Origin of the sequence: Caballeronia choica, from assembly GCF_001544535.1 — a bacterium.
Lineage (GTDB): Bacteria > Pseudomonadota > Gammaproteobacteria > Burkholderiales > Burkholderiaceae > Caballeronia > Caballeronia choica.
Genome location: NZ_FCON02000007.1, coordinates 101,066 through 122,856, shown reverse-complemented (window position 1 = coordinate 122,856; position 21,791 = coordinate 101,066). Strand labels below are relative to the sequence as shown.

At 62.0% G+C, this 21,791-nt stretch carries 16 protein-coding genes and 3 pseudogenes; 5 read left to right on the top strand and 14 right to left on the bottom strand.

The window, feature by feature from the left end:
* Nucleotides 1–311 precede the first annotated feature (311 nt).
* The 9 genes from AWB68_RS05160 to AWB68_RS05120 form a co-directional block, all read right to left on the bottom strand.
* The gene (locus AWB68_RS05160; protein ID WP_087643279.1) at nucleotides 312–1,238 is read right to left on the bottom strand and encodes a LysR family transcriptional regulator; all 927 of its coding nucleotides are present in this window, start codon (nucleotides 1,236–1,238) and stop codon (nucleotides 312–314) included.
* Between the two features lie 71 nt (nucleotides 1,239–1,309).
* Nucleotides 1,310–2,641, bottom strand: coding sequence for an MFS transporter (locus tag AWB68_RS05155; RefSeq protein ID WP_087643278.1), 1,332 nt, complete (start codon nucleotides 2,639–2,641; stop codon nucleotides 1,310–1,312).
* 59 nt (nucleotides 2,642–2,700) lie between these two features.
* Complete coding sequence (fabF, locus tag AWB68_RS05150; RefSeq protein ID WP_087643277.1) at nucleotides 2,701–3,996, bottom strand: beta-ketoacyl-ACP synthase II; 1,296 nt, start codon at nucleotides 3,994–3,996, stop codon at nucleotides 2,701–2,703.
* Complete coding sequence (glyA, locus tag AWB68_RS05145; protein ID WP_087643276.1) at nucleotides 3,980–5,293, bottom strand: serine hydroxymethyltransferase; 1,314 nt, start codon at nucleotides 5,291–5,293, stop codon at nucleotides 3,980–3,982. Before glyA ends, fabF begins: the two co-directional genes overlap by 17 nt.
* Nucleotides 5,294–5,411: 118 nt before the next feature.
* Nucleotides 5,412–6,098 carry an isochorismatase family protein gene (locus AWB68_RS05140; protein ID WP_087643275.1) on the bottom strand — a complete coding sequence of 229 codons (687 nt, stop codon included), beginning with the start codon at nucleotides 6,096–6,098 and terminating at the stop codon, nucleotides 5,412–5,414.
* 197 nt (nucleotides 6,099–6,295) lie between these two features.
* Complete coding sequence (locus AWB68_RS05135; RefSeq protein WP_087643274.1) at nucleotides 6,296–7,333, bottom strand: porin; 1,038 nt, start codon at nucleotides 7,331–7,333, stop codon at nucleotides 6,296–6,298.
* A complete protein-coding gene (locus tag AWB68_RS05130) occupies nucleotides 7,330–8,667 on the bottom strand; it encodes an MFS transporter (RefSeq protein WP_087643273.1) in 1,338 nt (445 codons plus the stop codon). Before AWB68_RS05130 ends, AWB68_RS05135 begins: the two co-directional genes overlap by 4 nt.
* A 156-nt stretch (nucleotides 8,668–8,823) precedes the next feature.
* Nucleotides 8,824–10,578 (bottom strand): hydantoinase B/oxoprolinase family protein, encoded by a 1,755-nt coding sequence (locus AWB68_RS05125; RefSeq protein ID WP_087643272.1) that lies wholly within the window; start codon nucleotides 10,576–10,578, stop codon nucleotides 8,824–8,826.
* Nucleotides 10,579–10,590: 12 nt separating this feature from the next.
* Nucleotides 10,591–12,684, bottom strand: a complete 2,094-nt coding sequence (locus tag AWB68_RS05120) for a hydantoinase/oxoprolinase family protein (protein ID WP_087643271.1) — start codon at nucleotides 12,682–12,684, stop codon at nucleotides 10,591–10,593.
* Nucleotides 12,685–13,084: 400 nt separating this feature from the next.
* On the opposite strand from AWB68_RS05120, the gene AWB68_RS05115 reads away from it, so the two are divergent.
* Nucleotides 13,085–14,866 (top strand): Rieske 2Fe-2S domain-containing protein, encoded by a 1,782-nt coding sequence (locus AWB68_RS05115; RefSeq protein ID WP_200828635.1) that lies wholly within the window; start codon nucleotides 13,085–13,087, stop codon nucleotides 14,864–14,866.
* On the opposite strand, the gene AWB68_RS05110 is transcribed toward AWB68_RS05115, so the two are convergent.
* The gene (locus AWB68_RS05110; protein WP_087643269.1) at nucleotides 14,845–15,528 is read right to left on the bottom strand and encodes a hypothetical protein; all 684 of its coding nucleotides are present in this window, start codon (nucleotides 15,526–15,528) and stop codon (nucleotides 14,845–14,847) included. The genes AWB68_RS05115 and AWB68_RS05110 overlap by 22 nt on opposite strands.
* A 118-nt stretch (nucleotides 15,529–15,646) precedes the next feature.
* Nucleotides 15,647–16,567, bottom strand: coding sequence for a LysR family transcriptional regulator (locus tag AWB68_RS05105; RefSeq protein WP_087643268.1), 921 nt, complete (start codon nucleotides 16,565–16,567; stop codon nucleotides 15,647–15,649).
* A gap of 113 nt (nucleotides 16,568–16,680) precedes the next feature.
* Here AWB68_RS05105 and AWB68_RS05100 point away from each other — a divergent pair.
* The 3 genes and pseudogenes from AWB68_RS05100 to AWB68_RS51055 form a co-directional block, all read left to right on the top strand.
* Nucleotides 16,681–16,959: pseudogene (locus AWB68_RS05100) on the top strand (dioxygenase); the annotation flags it as partial.
* Nucleotide 16,960: 1 nt separating this feature from the next.
* Nucleotides 16,961–17,295: pseudogene (locus tag AWB68_RS05095) on the top strand (maleylacetate reductase); the annotation flags it as partial.
* A gap of 34 nt (nucleotides 17,296–17,329) precedes the next feature.
* Nucleotides 17,330–17,443, top strand: a complete 114-nt coding sequence (locus AWB68_RS51055; protein WP_327381920.1) for a hypothetical protein — start codon at nucleotides 17,330–17,332, stop codon at nucleotides 17,441–17,443.
* Between the two features lie 93 nt (nucleotides 17,444–17,536).
* On the opposite strand, the gene AWB68_RS05090 is transcribed toward AWB68_RS51055, so the two are convergent.
* Nucleotides 17,537–18,472, bottom strand: a complete 936-nt coding sequence (locus AWB68_RS05090) for a LysR substrate-binding domain-containing protein (RefSeq protein ID WP_087643267.1) — start codon at nucleotides 18,470–18,472, stop codon at nucleotides 17,537–17,539.
* Nucleotides 18,473–18,679: 207 nt separating this feature from the next.
* On the opposite strand from AWB68_RS05090, the gene AWB68_RS05085 reads away from it, so the two are divergent.
* Nucleotides 18,680–20,146: a carboxylesterase family protein gene (locus AWB68_RS05085; protein WP_087643266.1), complete on the top strand. Its 1,467-nt coding sequence runs from the start codon at nucleotides 18,680–18,682 to the stop codon at nucleotides 20,144–20,146.
* A gap of 20 nt (nucleotides 20,147–20,166) precedes the next feature.
* On the opposite strand, the pseudogene AWB68_RS05080 reads toward AWB68_RS05085, so the two are convergent.
* Together AWB68_RS05080 and AWB68_RS05075 are read right to left on the bottom strand one after the other, a co-directional pair.
* A pseudogene (locus AWB68_RS05080) lies at nucleotides 20,167–20,352 on the bottom strand (aldehyde dehydrogenase family protein); the annotation flags it as partial.
* Nucleotides 20,353–20,637: 285 nt separating this feature from the next.
* Nucleotides 20,638–21,753 (bottom strand): porin, encoded by a 1,116-nt coding sequence (locus AWB68_RS05075; RefSeq protein ID WP_087643265.1) that lies wholly within the window; start codon nucleotides 21,751–21,753, stop codon nucleotides 20,638–20,640.
* Nucleotides 21,754–21,791 lie beyond the last annotated feature (38 nt).

Genomic DNA, 21,791 nt, shown 5'->3' with positions numbered 1-21,791 from the left:
GGCTGCGCACGCTCACGCAACGCGGCCGAAGTGCTCCTCTCGTTGCCCGAGCGCGCCCCGTCCCCCTCAGCCGTTCCGCAGTTGGCAGACGTTCGACAAGGCTTATGCGGCTCGCGCGGAGCGCAAGGCGATCGCCGGCCGGATAGTTGAAAACGTTGCATTTGGGACAGCGCTGCCGCTCTGTCAGTTGCGCCGGGATGACCGTGACGTAGAACAACGGCTGGCCTGCGGCGGCGGCTTTTGTTTGTCTTCCGATGAACGTTGTGCTTCGGGTCCGAAGCCGATCGAAACCATCGAAAAGGTCTACCGCTTCAGTTCGCCGATATCTGATCAGGCTGCTTCCCGTTACGGCGCGGCGCGGACATCTTCAACTCGCTGACGAAGGTCTCGACCGACGGATTGCGCGTATCCGCTCGCCAGCAGGCGACCATGTCGATCGCGGTGTCCTTGTCCGCGAGCGGCCGGATGCACAGTCCGCTGCGCTGGATGTTCCTGATGCATTCGGGATAGATGCTGACGCCCGTGTTCGCGGCCACCAGGCCGAAGATCCCGTCGCTAGTGGACGCCTCCTGCGCGATCGTCGGAGAAAACCCGGCGCGATGGCAAATCGAAAAAAAGTGATGGCGAAACGCCTCCCACGAATGCGGCGCGCCGAGCACAAAGCGCTCCTCGGCGAGGTCGGCAAGTCGCAGTATCTTTCGCGCGGCCAGCCGGTGAGCGGAAGGCAGTAGCGCCACCATCGGTTCGCGGCCGAAGACGCGCGTCTCGATGTTGGGTGCGGAGAACGGTCCGATCATGAACCCGACGTCGATGGTCGAATCAAGCATGGCTTCCTTCTGCACCGTACTCGGCATGTGGACGAGATCGATGCTGATCGACGGAAACTTCTTGCCGAACGACTCGACGATGCCGGGCAAACTGCCGTTGATCGCGAAGTCCATGTAGGCGATGCGCAGATGCCCGATATTGCCCGCCTCCGCTCGCCGGGCAAGCGTGATGGCCTGATCGATATGCGTGAGCGCGAGCTGGCAATGTTCAGCGAACACGCGCCCCGCATTGGTCAGTTCGACACGCCGCGTCGTGCGCGCGAGCAGCGCCGCGCCTACCGACTCCTCCAGTGCCTTGATGATGCGGCTCAGCGCCGGCTGCGTCATGTGCAGGCGGTCGGCCGCCACGCTGAACTGGAGCGCTTCCGCGACCGCCAGAAACGCCCGGATGTGATGAACGTCGATTCGCATGGGCCGCCGCAGTTTCCTCTTGAGTGAGCGTCGCCGGAATTAATCAACTCGGGTTCCGGGGCAAGGCTTCATCATAACGGCCGTTTGCCCGACTTCAACGTGACGAGTGCTCCGATCACCAATAACGCCGATACGACGTACAGGCCGTTTGTCAGGCTGCCCGTCATCGTCTTGACAAAGCCAAGCATGCTTGGACTGGCGAATCCGCCGAGCAGGCCGAGGCTGTTGATGAGCGCGATCGTTCCCGCCGCCGCACGCGTCCCCGCCAGGAAATCGGTCGCGATCGCCCAGAAAAGGGGCTGCAACGTGAAGATTGCCGCGGTCGCCACGCTGATGAAAACGAGAGCCAGCGTGAGATCGCCGCCTGCTCGAGAGATCGCCGAGATGGCAACCGCGCCGATGAGCGCGCAGCTCGCGGTGTGCCATCTGCGCTCGCGCGAGCGGTCGGAGTGACGGCTGACCAGCACCATCGTGAGCGCCGCGAAGCCATACGGAATCGCCGACAGCATGCCGACCGAATAGGCATCGGTCACGCCTGTCCCTCGGATCAAGGTCGGCAGCCAGAAGCTGATCGCGTAGACGCCGCAGATGAATGTGAACCAGACGAAGGCCAGCGAGTAGACTCGGGCGCTCTTCAACGCGCCGCCAAAGCTGTGCTGGCCGAAAAGCGAGGAAGCGTCGCGATCCCTTTCGAGCTGGTTCGCCACGACGGCTTTCTCCGCGTCGCTCAGCCAGCGCGCCTGTTGCGGGTTGTCGTCGAGGTAGAAGAACGCGACGATCCCGAGCAGGCAGGAAGGAAGCCCCTCCACGAGGAACAGCCACTGCCAGCCTTGCAGTCCCTGCGCGCCATCGAGGTGATTGAGCACCCAGCCGGATAAGGGACCGCCCAGGACGCCGGCCATCGCCACTGCCGTCAGAAACAGCGCCATCACGCGGCCGCGCCGCCCGGCCGGATACCAGTATGTGAGGTAAAGGATCATGCCGGGAAAGAACCCGGCCTCGAATACACCGAGCATGAAGCGCATCGCATAGAACGCGACGGGCGAACGGACGAACATCATGCCCGCGGACGTCAGGCCCCACAAAAGCATGATCCGGATCAGGGTCTTGCGCGCGCCGATCCGCTCAAGGATGAGGTTACTCGGAACCTCGAACAGAAAATATCCGGCGAAGAAGATCCCTGCGCCGAGCCCGTAGACCGCGTCGCCGAAACCGAGGTCGTTGCGCATCTGAAGTTGTGCAAACCCGATATTGATCCGGTCAAGATACGCCGCCACATAGCAGATGAAGAGAAAGGGAATCAGCCGCAACGTGATCCGGCGATACGTCGCGTCGATCGTCGCTTGCGAATGCGGCCGCGCTTCGTCTTCCAACACTGCTCCTTGCCATGCGCTTTCGCTCATGTCCGTCTCCAAAAGATAATTCAGGCATCGAGTTGCAAACCGTATCGGCCTTCTGTGTTCTATAGAGGTCTGGCGAACACGAGCGCGGCGTTGGTTCCCCCGAAGCCGAAGGAATTCGAGAGCGCGAAACGGATCGGACGCGACCGCGCCGAGCGCGCCACCAGGTCGATGTCGCTGTACTGCTGAGGGGGCTCGTGAAGGTTGAGCGTCGGTGGCGCGGTTTGCGCGCGCATCGCGAGAATGGTGATGATCGCCTCGACGCTTCCCGCCGCGCCCAGCAGATGCCCCGTCGCGCCTTTCGTTGACGAAACCGAAAGGCCCTGCGTCGCATGCGCGCCGAAGACGCGCGTGATCGCCTGCAATTCGATTTCGTCGCCGGCATGGGTCGACGTCGCGTGCGCGTTCACGTAGTCGATCGCGGCCGGCTCGATGCCCGCGCGCTCGATCGCCATCGACATCGCTCGCGCGGCGCCGTCGCCATCGGCGCGCGGCGCGGCGATGTGATGGCCGTCGCCAGAAAGACCGTATCCGATGAGTTCTGCATGAATGCGCGCGCCGCGCCGTAACGCGTGCTCATAGTCCTCCAGCACGACGATGCCGCTTCCCTCGCCCATTACGAACCCGTCGCGCCGGGCATCCCAGGGCCGCGATGCCGCGTGCGGTTCGTCGTTGAACGAGGTGGACAAGGCACGCGCTGCGCAAAAGCCCGCGATGCCGAGCCGGCACACCGCTGCTTCGGCGCCGCCCGCGACCATCACGTCGGCGTCGCCGAGCATGATCATGCGTGCAGCGTCGCCGAGGGCGTGTGCCCCGCTCGCGCATGCAGTCGCGACCGCATGCGTCGGACCTCTCAAGCCGTGCCGAATCGCCACGTGGCCCGCGGCGAGATTGACGAGATTCGATGGAATGAAAAATGGAGAGATCGCTCTCGGGCCCTTCGCCTGAAGCGCGAGCGCGGCCTCGGCGATACCCGGCAGTCCGCCGATGCCGGAGCCGATCAATACGCCCGTGCGCTCGCGCTGCGCATCCGTGTCAGGCTGCCAGCCGGCGTCGTCGAGCGCCTGGGTCGCGGCTGCCATCGCGTATTTGGCAAAGCGGTCCATCTTGCGCGAATCCTTGGCGGGCAGCCACTCGCGTTCGTCGAAGCCGCCATCCGCATAGCGTCCTTGCGGAACGAGGCCCGCGATGCGACACGGCAGGTCCGCTGTATCGAAACGACCGATCACGCCGATCCCTGTTTCACCCGCGACGAGTCTCGACCAAACCGGCTCGATGCCGACACCGAGCGGGGTCACGAGCCCCAACCCCGTGATGGCCACTCGGCGCCGCGCCGGATGCTCAGCACGGGTGCGCATGCGCGTCTCCCTGCTCGGCGCCCGCGAGTTCCCGATCCGTTGGACGCCCGTAGACCGGGAAGCGCTCGCACAACGCGGCCACCTCGTCGCGCACGCGCGCATGGACGCGTTCATGGCCTCGGGCATCGATCACGTCGCACGCGAGCGATGCCGTTTGCTTGGCTTGCGCTTCGCCGAAGCCGCGCGTCGTGATAGCCGGCGTGCCGATGCGGATGCCGCTCGTGACGAACGGCGACTCGGGGTCGTTCGGCACCGCGTTCTTGTTCACGGTGATATGCGCGCGGCCGAGCGCGAGGTCGGCATCCTTGCCGGTAATGCCCTGACCGATCAGGCTGACGAGAAAGAGATGATTGTCGGTGCCCCCTGACACGATATCGTAGCCGCGCTGCCGGAACACGGATGCCATTGTCCGCGCGTTCGCGACGGTCCGTTCCTGATATGAGACGAACGAAGGATCGAGCGCTTCCTTGAACGCCACGGCCTTCGCCGCGATGACGTGCATCAGCGGGCCGCCCTGAATGCCGGGGAAAACGGCCGCGTTCAGCTTCTTTTCGATCGCCGGGTTCGCGCGCGCGAGAATCAGCCCGCCGCGCGGTCCGCGCAAGGTCTTGTGCGTGGTGCTGGTGACGACGTCCGCATGAGGCAGCGGGTTCGGATAGAGGCCCGCCGCAACGAGGCCCGCCACGTGCGCCATATCGACGAACAGATATGCGCCGACTCGATCGGCGATTGCACGAAACCGCTGGAAATCGAGCACGCGGGAGTAGGCCGAGAAGCCCGCTATGATCATCCGGGGCTCATGCTCGAGCGCGAGACGTTCCACCTCGTCGTAGTCGATTGAACCGGTCAGCGGATCGAGTCCATACTGGACCGCGCGATACAGCTTCCCGGAGAACGACACCGTCGCGCCGTGGGTCAGGTGGCCACCGTGTGCGAGGCTCATGCCGAGGATCGTATCACCCGGTTCGAGCAGCGCCATATACACGGCCGCATTGGCCTGCGATCCGCTGTGCGGCTGCACGTTCGCATAAGCGGCGCCAAAAAGCTTGCACGCCCGGTCGATGGCGAGCGACTCGACGATGTCCACGTGTTCGCATCCGCCGTAATAGCGCCTGCCCGGATAGCCTTCCGCGTACTTGTTGGTAAGTTCCGAGCCCTGCGCTTCCAGCACCCGCCGGCTCACGTAGTTTTCCGAAGCGATCAACTCGATGTGACGCTCCTGACGTTGCCGCTCTTGCGCCATCGCCGAACCGAGTTCCGGGTCGTATTCGCCGATCGTCTGCCTTGCATTGAACACTGCTCTCTCCGATGGTCGCATGCCGCGCCGAAGCGTCTTCATCGCGGCATGCAGGGATGGTTACCGATCAAAACGGTCACTGCAATCTCGCGAGCCGCAAGAGTGCTCCGCCTTGCGCTCAGCCCTTCACCGTTTGCAGATAATCGACGCAGCGATCGACCGATTCGACATCCGCGAACTTCGCATCGATATCGAAAAGGTTCCATTCGACCGCGCCAGGGACGCGGTCGCCAATGCACTCGCGCACCGCGATCGTGCGAAAGCCCTCCGCCAGCCCGTCGCACAGCGTCGTGCGCACGCATGCCGAGGCGGTCACGCCAGTCACGAGGATGGTGTCCACGCCCGCCGCACGAAGGAAACCGGCGAGATACGTGCCATGAAACGAGCTTGCGCGCTTCTTGATCAGCACCTGCTCGCCCTCGATCGGGGCGATGCGGGAATCGATTGCCCAGAGGTTCTCGTCGGCTTGATTGACCACGTCCACCGGAATCTTGTTGTGCCACAGGCCCATGTCGGTATGCGGATTGTTGCGGTCGGTCACCTGATAGCACGTCGTCACGTGGATGACCGGATGATTGTTTTCACGGCATGCGGCGAGCAGACGCTGCACGCCGGGGATGATCTGGTCGTCGATGTGTTCGCACGTGAAGGGATTGCCGGGCCGCGTCCACGCGTTCGCGAGATCGACGTTGATCAGCGCAGGCTTCTTGCCAAATCCCACGCGCCGCTGAAAACCGCGCTCTTGATAGAGCTTCGTTGACTCTGCAAAGGCTTGCGCCAGCATCTCGTTCAATCCTGCGTTCATTTTTTCAATCTCCGAAAGTTTCTCTGGGACAGTGCTTGCCATGTGTGTCGGCAGGAAAACTATAGGTTCGACATTATTGTGCGTCCAATTACTATTTGGCCACGTTTGTTACCATAATCGGTATCAATTTAGAGCCTTCCGGACGTCAAACGAAAACGACCCGGAGACAACCGGGCCGCGGCATGTTTCGCGAGTAATCAGAACCGGTTTCGGATGCCCACGCCGTATGTGATTCCCGACGAGAGCGCGGTCGCCCGGTCTGCGAGGACGGCGGCATACACATCGGTTCGCCGCGAGAGGCTGTAGTCGAAGCCGAGCGCCAATGTGCTTCGGATCGCCTGCGACCCGCCCGACGACTTCGAATGCATGTACGACGCGAGCGCCTTGCCCTCGCCTATCGGCACGGCAAATCCGAGCTGCACGCCATTGATCGTCGTGTCGGCGCCGCTGATGTCGTTCGAGATCCGCTGATACTGGCCGTAGAACCGCACGACATTCAGGTCCCAGAGCAACGCGGCCTGCACGGCGGTCTGCCGTGAAAAGCCTGGCGTGATCGCGTCGAGGTCTCCTGGCGTCGAATCGAATGGCTGGCTCTGGAACGCGACGCTTACGGAGAACGCTCCGCCGGAATACGAAACGGACCCGCCCCACTTGTGGGCGTTGCCGTCGCCGGCCTGGTTGCCGAGCGCGTAGACGACGTCCGCATTGAATCCCGAGAGGACCGGCGTCCGATAAAGCACGGCGTTGTTCCAGGCATATCCGCCGACGAGCCCCTGCCCATTCACGCCGAGGTACGTATGGAGCACCGTCGGCGAGAACGTGTACGAATCGATGAACGGATTAAACAGGACCGACGTCACGAAATACGGCGTGACGATCCGTCCGAGATGGACCGACCCGCAAGGACCGCCGATGGCAACCTCGGCGCTGCGGCCGAAGAACGGCTCGCCGTCGTAGCTTCCAGCGCGCCCGTTCTGCGGCCGGAAGAAGTCCTCCAGTGTGAAGGTCGCCCGCCAGCCTGCGCCGAGATCCTCCGCGCCGCGCATTCCCCAGTACGACGTCGACATGCCGCCACCGCCGACGGTCCAGGCCTGGCCGCTGCCGAGCGGCCTCGACGAGCCGGCCCAGGCATCGACCAGCCCGTATAGCTGGACGGACGACTGGGCGTGTGCCGCGCAAGCATGGATCGACACGACCGCCGCGGCGGCAAGCTGTGACAATGCCCTGCGCCTCATTGGTCCGATCCCTCGCTGCTTTTGCGCGCAAACAGCATCAGGAGCGCGGACGCGAAACACGGGATTGCACCGAAATACAGCGCCCCTTCCTTCCAGGAGCCGCCGTGCGCGAGCAGCGCGGTAACGCCGGCACTCGCGATGACCGCGCCGATCGGCCCCATCGCCGTCACGATCGCGCCGCCGGTCGCGCGAATCGATGTGGGGTAGCTCTCGCCGATGAAGAACAACGCTGCGGCATACGGCCCGATCAGAAAGAAAAGGCCTGCGCTGTAGAGCGTGACGACGACCGGGAACTCGCTCGGGGCGAACAGCATCGCGAGAAACGAAAGTGCGCCGAGCGTCCATCCGGCCACGATGGTATTGCGCCGCCCAAAGCGATCGCCGATGAAGCCATGCGCGACATAGCCCGCGTATCCGACGACGTTCGACAGCACCAGTACGACCAGCGAACTCTGGAACGAGAGCGCGTGGACCTTGGTGATCACCGTCGTCCCGAGCACGCTGAAGACCTGAATCGTCGACCAGTTGAGCATGAAGCTCAGCCCGAGCACGATCGTGGTGCGCAGGGCGCGTCCACGAAACGCCGCGCCAATGCCGCCGCCGTGCTTCTCGTAATCGAGACCGTGCGCGCGTGCAAGGTCGCGTGCACCGGCATGGTCGCCCGCGCGGGCCGTCTCGACGATACGACGATGCAGCAGAAACTGCGGGCTCTCCTTGAGCCGGCGTGTCATGAAGAGAATCGCGATGGCCGGAAACGTCGCGAAGATGAAGCAGCCCCGCCACCCGACGAACGGCAGCATTACCGCGGTCAGCCCCGCCGCGACCAGCGCGCCGATCGGCCAGCCGCCCTGCACGAGACTGTAGAAAAGTCCTTTGCGGCGCTCCATGCGCGGATCGTCGAGCGCCGCGTACATCTCGTTGAGATAGGTCGCGTTGACCGTCTGCTCGGCATAACCCAGCCCCGCGAGAGACCGCACCAGCACCAGCACGCCCTGGCCCGCGTTTCCAGCCGCCGCCGTGAGTCCCGAACAAAGCGCGGCGCCCGCCACGGTCGTAATCATGCCGGTGCGCCGTCCGAACCGGTCGACGATAGGGCCGATCAGAAACGCCACAACGGCGGTTCCGATCGCGACGAGCGTCGCAATCTCGGCCTGCTGCGCTTCGCTCCACCCGTAATGTCGCCCTATCTCGGGCAGCAGCGTCCCGAACAGAATGAAGTCATACACGGCGAATACCCATGCAAGGAACGCTGTCCAGCTCGCGCGGCCGACATCCTTCGCGTCGACCGGTGGCGGCGTCCACAATGCTTGTGATACGGCTTCTTCTCGTTTCATCTTCGCTCTCCAGGAACGCCAGCGCATTCCATCATTGAGTCGGTTATGGATATCATTCGGATGGCTAACTATCAGGAACTGAAGACCGCCCGAAAAAATCGGGCTATCGAATCCTGAAGCGGCGAACCCGGAACCGCCCGGCTCGCCGCTCCCGACTCAACCGCGCGCTTTCGCGCGCAAGGCGTTCGTCGCCGTCTCGTCGAGCGCAAGCCCGGGGGTGATCACGACGCCGTAAGCGTCGCGCGCGTGCTGGATCGTGCAGAAATCATCGAGCACGTCATCGAGCACCTGCGTGGCCGGTCTGTCGAGCGGATCTCCGTAACCGCCGCCACAAGGCGCGTAATACGCCATCGCTTCGCCCGCTTGCAACGCGATATTGGAGAACTTCGCGGGCATCTGCCTGACAGCTCCGTTCTCACCGATGATTTCCACCTTGCCTACCTGGCCCTCATGTCCCCCAAACGCGCCCCACGGCACGTCGAGGTGACGTTCCGATTCGTGCGTGATCGTGCCGCCTTCGAGAAGACGCTGCGTCTTGACCACGCCGATGCCACCGCGATACCGTCCCGCGCCCGGCAAGACATCGTCGCGCAGTTCGTACCGGTCGCAGACCATCGGCAGATGCATGCCGAGATCCTCGATAGGATTATTGCGAGTGTTGGCCATCAGGTTGTCGATCGAATCCGGACCATCCGATGCCGGCCGCCCGCCGTATGCGCCTTCGTTGACCTCGAGGAACACCCAGTAGTCTCCTTCGCGGCGTATGCCCGAGTAGGCGGCGAACGAGAGCGTCGCCGAGTTGCCGGCCGTCGTGCGTCCGGGCAGGACCGGCGAGAGCGCCTTGATGATCAGGTCGATCATCCGGTTGCACTGGGTGAAGCGCGCTTCCGCCGCGGCCGGGTAGATCGGATTGAAAATCGAACCTTCTGGCGCCACGACGCTGATCGGCCGGAACGACCCTTCGTTCGGCGGCAGCTTGACGTCCATGAGCGCGCTGTCGGTGAGAATTGCGCGGAACGCGCAATAGCAAGCCGGTTTTGTCGAGCCCTCGAACGGGACGTTGAAGCCTGTCGGCACCTGGCCGGCCGAACCGGTCAGATCCACCTCGACGCTATTGCCGCGGACCTTCACGCAGACCTTGATGGGCAAGCGCTTGTCCCGGTTCAGGCCGTCGTCGTCGAGAAAGCCTTCCGCGCGATAGTCGCCATCCGGAATCTCGGCGATGCGGGCGCGCATCATCGTTTCCGTGTAGGCCATCAACTGGTTGGCGGCGCCGAATACGGTTTCCCGCCCGTATGATTCGAGCAGTTCCTGCATGCGCCGCGCGCCGAGTTGCGCCGAGGCGATCTGTGCGTCGATGTCGTCCTTCGTTTGACGCGCGGTTCGGCTGTTGTAGCCGATGAATTGCCACAGACCATCATTGCGCTTGCCGCATTCGTACAGCTTGACGCCCGCGAAGAGCATGCCTTCGGCGAACACGTCCGGGATGTCGATGATGAGACCCGGCGTCGCGGCGCCAATGTCGACGTGGTGAGCCGTGTTGGCCGCGAACCCCACCAGTTCGCCATGCCAGAACACAGGCACGACGATGCACAAGTCGGGGCTGTGACTCGCCCCGTAGTAGGGATGGTTGTGGATGACCACGTCACCCTCTTCCCACTTGCCGCCTTGCAGGCATCGCTGGATGCCGCGCAGATAAGCGGGGATGGAGCCGATGTGTAGCGGCGAGCCTTCCGACTCGGTTAGCGTGTTGAAATCGAGATCGAAGAGGCCAGCCCCGATGTCCTGCGATTCCCGGATGATCGAAGAGAACGACATGCGATAGAGCACATGACTCATCTCCTCCGCGATCGTGTGCAGCGCTCCGCTAATCACCTGCAAGGTGACCGGATCAACGCGTCCGTTTTCCATGATCTGCTCCTCTTATGCCGCTTGACGGTTGATATGGATGTTGCCATTCGCCACGACACGCGCGCGATAGCCCGGCGGCACGAGCGTCGTCGAATCGCGCTGGATCACGATCGCGGGGCCGTCCAGCGTATTGCCGGCGAGCAAGAGACTGCGGTCATAGCGAGGGGTGTCGTAGGTCTCTCCATCGTCGAATGTCGTGCGGCGCACGAACATGAGCGCACGGTCATCCGGGCGCACCGATCCCGACGGCAACGTCGGCCACTGGAGCGCGGGGGTTTTCGCCACACCGATCACGCGCACGGTGACGATCTCGACATCGACGTCATCGAATGCCCATCCGTAATCGCGCTTGTGCTGCGCGTGAAAGTTCGCCTTGATCTGCTCGACGTTCGCGAGGCGCACGGCGCCCTCTGGAATGTCCGCACGTAACTCGAACCCCTGTCCGTGATAGCGGCACTCCGCCACGCGCGTGTAGTGCTGACGGTAGCCAGGCACACCGTCAGCGTCGAGGCTCGCGCGGCATTGCGCAGTGAGCTCGTCGATCACGCCGTTGATCCTGTCGATCTCCTCCTGTGTCAGGTCCTTGAGCACCGAGAGCACCGAACGCGTGAACTCATATTGCATGTCGGTGACGAGCAGACCGATCGCGGCCGTGATGCCCGGTGCCGGCGGCACGATCACCTCCCGTGCGCTGACCGCTTCGGCGAGAGCGACGCCGTTCAGCGGTCCGGCACCGCCGAACGGAAGCAACGCGAAGCGGCGCGGATCGAAGCCCTTGGCAACCGAGTTCGCCCGTATCGCAAGCGACATGTTGGAATTGAGAATCCGAATGATGCCAAGCGCCGCTTCCTTCACGCTCATGCCGAGCGGGCGTGCAATCTTCTCCTCGATGGCTCGATGCGCAAGCTGAGGATCGATTTTTACGCCGCCGCCGAGGAACTGGTCCGGGTCGAGGCGTCCCAGCACCACCTGCGCATCCGTGACGGTCGGCTCGGTGCCGCCACGGCCGTAGCACGCGGGCCCCGGGTCGGCGCCCGCCGAGCGCGGACCCACGCGAAAGGCGCCGCCCTCGTCTATGTATGCGATCGACCCGCCGCCTGCGCCCATCGTCGCCATGTCGATCATGGGCGCGAGCACCGGGTAGGCGCCCACGTAGGTGTCGCGCGGGTTCATGATCTTGACCTGCCCGTCGGGAATCGTGCTGAAATCGGCTGACGTGCCACCGATGTCGACGGTGATCACATCGCGCACATCCGACATGGCGCCCGCCCAGCGCCCGCCCATCACGCCGCCCGCAAGCCCCGACATGAGAATGGACACGGGCCGTTGCGCACACATCTCGACTGTCGATACCCCGCCGTTCGACTGCATGATCCGCAGATGCGCATTGATGCCCGCGTCGCGCAGCTTGCTCTCGAGGTTGTTCAGATAGAGCGCGGTTTTCGGGCCGACGAATGCGTTCATCGCGGTCGTCGAAAAGCGCTCGTACTCGCGAATGACGTTCGCGACTTCTGACGAGCATGAAACATAGGCGTCGGGCAGCACCGACTGAACGAGCGCCTTGGCCCTGCGTTCATGCGCGTCGTTGAGAAACGAGTAGAGAAAGCACACGATCACCGAGCTGATGCCGCGCGCCTTGAACAGTTGGGCCGCCTCGAGCACTTCCTCTTCGACGAGTTCGGCAGCGACATCGCCATGCGGCGGCATGATTCGCTCGGTGATCGCGATCCTGTTGCGGCGCCTGACGAGCGGATGAGATTGCCAGGGTACGTCGAATTGCAACGAAAAGTTGTGGGGCCGCTTGTGTCGTCCGATATGCAGGATGTCGCGAAAGCCGCGCGTCGTCAGCATGCCGACTTCGGCGCCATTGTGTTCGATCGTGATGTTGGTGGCGACCGTCGTGCCATGCACGATCATCGTGATATCGGAAGGCTTGACGCCCGCTTGCTCGCAAATTTCCAGCACGCCGCGCAGCACGCCCACCGACTGGTCATGTGGCGTGCTCGCAACCTTGTGGACGAAAACCCTTGCACAATCATTCTTGTCCATCTTCTCGAGGACCAGATCGGTGAAGGTTCCGCCGACGTCGACTCCTATTCTTGCCATGGCCATTTCCTATTCGAACCTTGATGAGAGCGGCTCGGCCCCAACTTGGTCTGTCGAAGCCGAGGCGCATGTCCGTGCCGCCACGAAGTTAAAAATTGAGGCAACGTAGGAAATTTGACCGCCCAATATTCACATGTCTATTGAGATTTCGGGCTGTATTATTACCATGATAGGTAACAATAATCTCTTGCGATCTCGACTTAGTTTTGCCGAATGCGTTTCTCGTTGTACGTGTTGCCGATCATCGGCGCAGGGCCGGATAGCCCGTCACGATGACCGCAACCTTTGCACTGGTATACCGTCCCGCGCCTCTCGCGTTTTGCATGAGCGTATGCTTAAGTCTCCAGGGGACCGGACGTCCCTACGACGTCCGTGAAGGGACGAATGCCGGGGTATGCGCATGGATGCACCGAATAGCGAATTCGTGCTCGTGGGGAGCCTTGAAGAGCTGAAGGCGAAGGAACGACTCGTTGTGCAAGGTGGCCATGGTCCAATCCTCGTCATCTACAACCGTGGGCGCGTCTTCGCCCTCGACAATCGTTGTCCCCACATGGGCTTCCCGCTTGAGCGAGGCACTGTCGAGGACGGCATCGTGACCTGTCATTGGCACCACGCCCGCTTCGATCTGGAAAGCGGCTGCACCTTCGACCTCTGGGCGGACGATGTACCGAGCTACGCGGTCGAGCTACGCAAGGGCGCCATCTGGGTGGCGTCCACGTCCGGTCATTCCGATCCGGCGGCGCACTGGCATCAGCGGCTTGCGGACGGCCTGGCACACGACCTCGGGCTCGTCATTGCCAAGGCCGTGCATGGTCAACTCGCAGCCGAGGTGCCGGTTGCCGATATCGTGCGGCAGGTGGCGCTCTTCGGGGCGCAGAACCGTGACGGCTGGGGCGTCGGTCTCACGATACTAACGGCGCTCGCGAATCTGTTGCCCATGCTGCCAGAAGACGACGCCTATCTCGCGCTGTTCCAAGGCGCGCGCCGTGTTGCGGCGGACTGCCAGGGCGAGGCACCGCGGCGGGAACGTGCGCCGCTTGGAAGCAGGCCGGAGCCAGCCACGCTCAAGCGTTGGCTGCGCCTTTGGACAAACGTGCGCCATCGCGAGGCGGCCGAGCGCACCCTATTGACGGCGGTTGCCGCTGGTCTCTCACCAACGGTGCTCGCCGATACCTTACTTTCGGCCGGTACCGAGCGGGCGTTCGCCGACACCGGTCATTTGCTCGACTTCATCAACAAGGCTTTCGAGTGCCTTGACCTGATCGGCTGGGAGCACGCGTCAGCTTTGCTGCCTACCATCGTCGCTCAGATGGTCACCGTCCGTGGCGCCGAGGAATCGACCGCCTGGCGCCAGCCCGTTGACCTTGTCGCGCTGTGTGACGAAGCGACCAGCCAAATGGCGCAACTTTTCGCTGCCGGGCGCGGCTTGCGAGACTGGTCGAACCATGCGGCGCTCGCGCGGGAACTGCTCGGCGACGATCCAGCGAAGATCATTGACGCGCTGAAGGAGGCGATCCGCGCAGGCGCCGCTCCTGCTGACCTGGGACAAGCCCTCGCTTACGGAGCGGCGCTGCGCGTGGCCCGCTTCGGCAATGCCAACGAGCACGCTGACTGGGAGACGGCGCACCACGTTTTTACCCATGCCAACGCGGTCCACCAGATGCTCAGTCGGATCGGGACCGCGGGCATCGACGGTTACGTTCCAGCCGTGCGGAGCATCATGCACGGAGCCATGGCGCTCTACCTTGCCCGTTATCTGAACGTGCCGCCGGCCCGCATCCCGGGCGATGGCCACGATCAACTCGACGACCTTCCTACCGATGAGGAGACGATCCGCACCGCCTTGCTCGAGGCCTTCGACCAGCAGCGACAGGTTGATCTTGCGGCAAGGCTGGTGGCGCGGCATCTCACACTCGGTCATTCGCCACAAGCGCTGATGGCTACGCTTGCGCTTGCGGTGCTTCGCGAAGATGCGGGCTTCCATGCCTATCAGATGCTGGAGGCCGGCGTCCGGCAGTTTGCCGCGTGGGGCAATACTGGCGAGGGGCGGCATGTTCTCATTGCGGTCGTCCGCTATCTCGCGGCCCATTCACCGACTGAACGCGGGACCCTGCAAACGGCCGATATCGCGCAGCGCTTGATGCGAGGCGGCGAACTGCATCAGGGAACTGGAGTGTCTTGACGGCATGATGCCGGCCGACCGGACTTCGAATATGGACCCCTTGTCCTGCGTCGCCTTTGCTTGCGACGAACCGCGGAGTGCCAGGCCGGCGACGGGGCAATCGGACCGGACGAGCGCGGAGCCATGTTCATTCTGATCCTCCGATACCAATGCGGCAAAAGCGCCCCGATCAAACCGCCAACGATAGCCGCGGTGGGAAGCAGCCTGAACGGTGTCGAGGGTTCGAAAATGGCAGGCGCCGAACTCAGCAGCAATTCGAGCGTCACGTATTGCGCGACGAGGAACACACCGCTCATGCCGCCGCACTCCGCATAACGTAGCCAGCGGGGCACGTCCCCCGGCGTGGCAGCGCGGTTGTCCGTCACCCAGGCAATCGTGAAGGTCATCGCGAACGTCATGAACATCCACGGCAGACGCTGCAGCGACACTTCGAGCGCGGCTCGAAACGCGCCGGGCGTCGAAATGGTCTGAAACAGATTGCCGCTCGGATCGAAGACGAACCTGAACAGCAGCGAAACGAAGAACGCCGCGACGACCGCCACCGTGGCCGACGCGCCATATGAGGTCACGGGCCGCGTTCCGTCGCGACCGATATCCGCGAAGCCGAAGGCTGCCTTGGGATATAGGGCCGAGATCATCGCGATGGCGTAGATGATGGTCACCAGAACCCATGGAGGGTCGTGTAACGCCAACACGATCAATCTGGTTTCGGCAATACCCGGAATTTTCCGGATGTTTGGCACGACGGTGCAAAGGCAGTGGAAGACCGCGGCCGATACGTCAGCGAATACAGCTCCACTTCGCGGCAAGTTGGCGGCGTTCCGTCCACTCGATAAGGAACTCGGTGAACACCCGTATTTTCGCGGGCTGATAGCGCCGGCTTTGATAGGCAAGATTGATGGTGAGGCGAGGCAGGTTCCAATCCGTGAGGATAGGCACCAGACGTCCGGCGACGATGTCGTCATAAATAATGTAGAGCGGCTGAACCACGATGCCCAGGCCAGCGCGCCCGGCGGCACAGATGACTTGCCCTTCGTTGGAGTCCAGGACGCTGGTGATCGGAATGTCGCGGGTTTCCTCGTCGCGCTTGAAGTGCAGGATATAAGGATCGACCGCGAGGTTGTACACCAGCATCCGGTGTTGGCTCAGGTCCTCAGGCTTGAGGGGGCGGCCATGTTCGGTCAGGTAAGCGGGCGCGGCGGCGAGAATGCGAGCGGTTTCTGCCAGCTTGCGTACCGTAATTCCCGAATCTCCTTCATGCTCGCGCGTGCGAATCGCAATATCAATTCCCGCATCGATAAAATCAGGGTAGCGATTCGCTGCGACGACTTGCACCGACAAGCTCGGATACTTCCGGCTGAATTCGGTCAGAAATGGAGCGATGTGCAGCATTGCAAACGACACGGAACTGGTCACGCGCAAAACTCCACGTGGGCTCAATGTCGCCTCGGCTGCGGCGGCTTCGGCTTCGGCCATCTCCGAGAGGACTGCAACGCAGCTCCGGCGGTACGCCACTCCCGCATCAGTGAGCCATTGCCTGCGTGTGGTGCGCTCAATGAGGCGCGCTCCGAGACGCTCTTCCAGCGCGCTGAGTGTGCGGCTCGCCGCCGCATTGGACATGTCAAGCTGCTCGGCCGCCTTCGACAAACTGCCAAGTTCGGCCGTCAAAACAAACAACTCGATTTGAGTCCAGCGGTCCATTACGCGATTAATCTTCCAGGCGGAAATGTCATTTCACTATAGCGCATTTTTTTCCCGCTATGGGACAGATAAGCTCTTCACTCATGCGCACGCGCACTGCGGAGATGAATGCGATGCGCGATATCAACGAAGACACTATTACGCAAGCTGTAATCGCGTCGATGGACGACCAATGCGACAGCAGGCTACGCACGATCATTGCCAGCCTGGTGCAGCATCTTCATAGCTTCGCGTGTGAAGTCAAGCTCACCGAAGCAGAGTGGTTCAGGGCCATACAGTTTCTGACTGAGACCGGACACATCACGGACGACAAGCGACAGGAATTCATTCTGCTTTCCGACACGCTTCGTCTATCGATGCTGGTGATGGCGCAGAACAACAAGAAGCCGGCCCATGGCCGAAGACGGAATACGTGCGTTGGCGGCAGGATTGCGAGGATCAAGAGCGATTCCAAGAGCCTGTCAGCGCGCAGCGACTGTCTGTATGGCGCATGGATGTGCGGTAGCGTACCGGGTCATGTGGGAATGGCTTTGCATCACAAGCTTTGTCATACCCTCGGCGGAAGCTTCAATCTCCCGCATGCGGAAACGCATGCAATCGTGTTGCCTCACGCACTCGCCTATAACAGCGCTGCAGCCCCAGGCGCGATGTCGCGAATTGCCCGGGCACTCGGAAGCGAGAGTGCTGCGCTCGGTGTCTTCGAGCTCGGACGAGAACTCGATATTCCGTCCGGTTGTCCAGGCCGCAAGGGACGAGGCGCCAATGCCCGTTACGCTTGAGGATGGCATCGCGGCACTCGCCTGTGCCGAGGCCGCGACGCGCTCCGCGCAAGCCGGAGAGACCGTGGTGATCGCGCCGCACTTCATCGAGAACTGAATGACGGTTCCCCGGAGCGGACGACGTTTGGAACTCCGGGCACCGCATCCTGTGACGGCGTCTAAGCGGACGAGGTGGCCGATCCCCTGCAAGTTATCCCCGTGCGGGACCGCGGGCGTTCACCATGCCTTTCAATTGCTGCAAGAACATGGACGCCGCCCTGCTGAGCGGCTTGTCGCTGCGGGTGACAGCGACAAGCGGGCCGAGATAAAGCGGCAATTCACAGAGCACGGGTTGCAGTCGATACAGAGTGTGCAACTCGTCCGCAATGCATTGCGATGCAAGCACGAGCGTGTCGCTCTTGCTTGCGAGCCGAAACGTCAACGGCGAAACCTGCGACGACATGACATCCGTTCCAAACCTCAGGCCCATGTCGCGCACCGCGAACTCCAGTTGCTGCCTGATGATGTTCGGTTGTTCGGGCAAGACCCACGGGAAACTCAACAGGTCTTCGAGCGTGACCGGTTTCTGCGTGAGCGGGTGCCCCTGTCGAGCGACAAATAGGGGATGGTCATCGCGAAGCGGCTCTTGCGCATACTGATCGCCGCCAAAGCCACTCGCGAGACGCCCTATGACGATATCGACAAGGTCCTGATCAAGCCGTTCAAGAAGGGCTTCCATCGAGTCCTCACCGACGTTCAGGCGTATCCGGGGCGATCTTGTCCGGAATTCCACGACGCAATCAGCAAGGACTTCCCACCAGTTGAGCGGGAAGAATACGCCTATCGACAATGTTCCCATGTCGCCTGCGCGCAGCGCGTCGAGTTCCGCTTCGGCCCGTTGCACATCGCTGGCGATCAGGTAGCCATGGCGCACAAGCGCTTCTCCGGGAATCGTCGGACGCATTCCTGATGGCGTGCGCTCGAACAACTGTGCGCCCGTGATTGCTTCAACTTCTGCCAGTGCCTTCGATATCGCCGAGTGACTCACCGTGAGCGCCTCTGCCGCCTTCTGCAGATTGCCACATCGCGCTATTTCGAGGACCACCGAGATGTGGCGAAGCTTCAGACGCTGTTGCAAGGAACTCATAGTCGGCGGCTCATGAATTTTCTTCAAGGACGGTAGCGAAATTTTCCGTTTTGTTTCTGCAGCATGTACGTGAACATTGCTACCGACGCACGACCGGATAACCCGGCTGGAACTCCAAGCATATCAGGAGAAGCTGGGCGAAAGGATGTGCGCGAAGCCGTTCTCAATGCACCCGTGCAGCCACATGAAGACTAGCGAGATAAATCAATGACGAAGACAACCATCACACATTGCGCGCAAGGTGTTCTAAAGGGCGTGCTGGACGACGGCGTCCACACATTCTTCGATATTCCCTATGCTGTCGACGCGGGTCGGTTTTTGCCCGCGCTTGCGCCATCCACATGGCCCGGCGAACGCGACTGCACGCGGCCCGGACCAGTCTTTCCACAGTTGCCAAGCCGCCTCGACTTTGTGATGGGCCCGACGGCCAGAGGCGCGGAAATGTCGGAGGACGCCTTTCGTCTCAACGTCTTCACGCCCACCCTCTCCGGCAAACTTCCCGTCATATTCTGGATTCACGGAGGCGGCTTCCTGACGGGCGGAGGGTCGCTGCAGTGCTACTTCGGCGACCAGCTCTCGAGAAGCGGGCGCGCCGTCGTGGTGACCATGAACTATCGGCTTGGTCTGCTCGGCAATCTCTTCATGAAGGGGACTTCTCCCGGCAACCTCGCCGTTCGCGACCTCGAGATGGCCTTGCAGTGGGTCAAGGCGAACATCGGCAGTTTTGGTGGCAATCCGGAATCGATCGTGCTGGCCGGACAATCCGCGGGTGCGTGGTTCACGCAGTTGCTTGCTGCGATGAAGCGAACGAGTGTGCTGGTCAAGGGCGGCATCATGCTCAGCTATCCGGGTCTGCCACCGATGACGCCTGAAGCCGCTCAAGCGATGGCCGAGCAGTCTTGTGCGATGGCGGGGATAGACTCGTCCGGCGAAGCGCTGCGGACGATGCCCATGGAACGCATACTGGAATTGCAGACCTCGATGTTGCGCGCGCAAAGCGCATTTGCAGAGGTGCCCGTCCTGTTCCGTACCGTTTGCGATAACGAGGTTCCCGCTAACCCCGGCGCTCAGGCACGCGAGAATTTTGCTGGCAAGCCGCTGATGATCGGCTGGACCCGGGAAGAAATGGGCAGCTTCCTCGCGAGTCACCCTGCAATGACAAGTGCGACTGAAGAGCAGGCCTTGAAGAAATATGGCGAGGAATTCGGCGAACAAGGCAAGCCATCCTACACGCGGGCACTCAAGCGTCGGCTCGATGGCCGGCCCTACACAACCCTCGTCGATCTGGGTTCGGACAAGCTGTTCAAGCTTCCTGCGATCAAGTTTGCGACGGAGATGGAATCGGCCGGCAGCAAGGTCTTCGCATATCAGTTCGATTTCCAGTCGCCTCAGCCAGAGGTGGGAGCATGCCATTGCTTCGAGTTGCCGTTCGTGTTCGGCAACTTTGAAGACTGGGTCGATGCACCGATGCTGGACGGGATCGACCTGGCGGCTGCTCGCTCGCTATCGGCTTGCATCCAGGAGTACGTGCTGAACTTCGTCGAGTCGGGCAATCCGAATGGCGAACACTTACCGTATTGGCCGGCCTATGGCCGTTTGCAAGGGCATCGGACCATGCGCTTCGCGGATGTGATTGAGGCCGTTGCAAGCGATGCGGGAAGCGGAGCGCATTGAGAACGCTCGATGCTCGACGTGTCGCGCATGACTTCGGCCAGCAGCGTGGCCGAAGTGAGCGTCTCTTCCGAGGCCTTGGCAACGCCGCAGTTGCCCATCGCGAGCGCCGGGGCCACTTGCCATGTAAAAAGAAGCAGCGGCAGATTCCACGGCGAAATCACGCCGACGACACCCAGTGGCTTGCGCGTCACATAGTTATGCATGTCTGTGTCGACCGTCGACGTTTAGATAAACTCGCCGTGCACCCGGGCGGTGGAAAAACCAGAAATCAGGCGGTGGGTATAAGTGTCTGGAATACCGGCTAGCCCATGGTCAACCTCGGCCGCCGCCTGCGCCACTTTACGCAAGCACTCGAAGAACGATTCGCAGGGCGGCGTAAATTCCTTTGTTGGACCGCACCGAATAGCCCACTGTGCCGAACGAACCGCTCTGAGAGTATTGCGCTGCCTTCGCTCTTGTTGCCACGAGCGAGGGCAGTCTCCGCGCAAGGGCTAGAAAATATGCATGATGCTGATGCCCACCATCGTCTGAGCGTCCGAACTCGACGGGCTCGTCAGGGTCGAGTTGATGCGGGCGAGCGCGCCCTCGCCCGATGCCTTCTGCCAGACATAGGTCCCATACACTGCGGTGCGCTTCGAGAGGCGGTAAGTCAGCGTGGCATCCAGCTGGTTTGCGTGCGCGCTGTTGAGCACGTGATTGCCATTCATGTAGGTATAGGTCGTGGCGAGATTCCAGAACGGAGTGAAGTCGTAACTCGCGGTCGCGTCGACGGCATCGATCTGCGCTCCGGTCGCCGTATTGCGAGAGATCGTCCCCAGCACCGAGAATCGAACCGGCGCCAGCAGATATTTCGCGCCTATGCCGAGGTTCCGGATGCCATCATTGCCGTGGTTGATCGTTGGCGACTTCGCCTCCGTATACGCGGCACCCACGCCACCCGAACCGAACTCATAGTTGGCCGTGAAGCTCGAAGAACTCGAGTTCCCGAAACTGCTGGCGACGCCACCAAAGCCGTACATCGCTCCGAACGTCAAGCCGCTGAAATTCGCGCTCTTGAACTTGACCGCATTGTTGAGCGCCTCGCCATTGAGCCGGTCAAAATCGTAGGATCCGCCAATCACGTACGGCACCCCGAAGCTCGGGAACGGGCCCTGGTGAGCGCCCCAGAGGCCCTGGTAGTAGCCGCCTGAATACCCCAGCACTGTCATGTCGAACATGAAATCGCGCTGCTGACCCAAGGTCAAGGTGCCATACTGATCCGACAGACCAACATAGGATTCCCGGGAGAAAAGGCTACCGGGCGCACCAAGGATCGTCCCTGAAGTCATCGAAAACAGAGTGCCGAGGTAAAAGAGCGCCTGCAGACCACCACCCAGATCCTCTTTGCCCTGTATTGAAATCGTGTTTGGGCGCAATACGCCATTGGTTTCGGATACGCTCGAGTGCCCTCCTACGTTGCTCGTGTAGCCGATCCCGGCGCCAAGGAAACCCGACATAGAAACACTGCTTTGCGCGTATGCGCCGGACGAGCATCCCAGCAGTAGAACGCCCATCCCGCCCAGCAACTTCACATCCTTTCCGATTCCCACGCCGATCTCCTTCTCCATCCAGTCGTTTATGTTCAGTGCTCTTGCTCTCGATCACC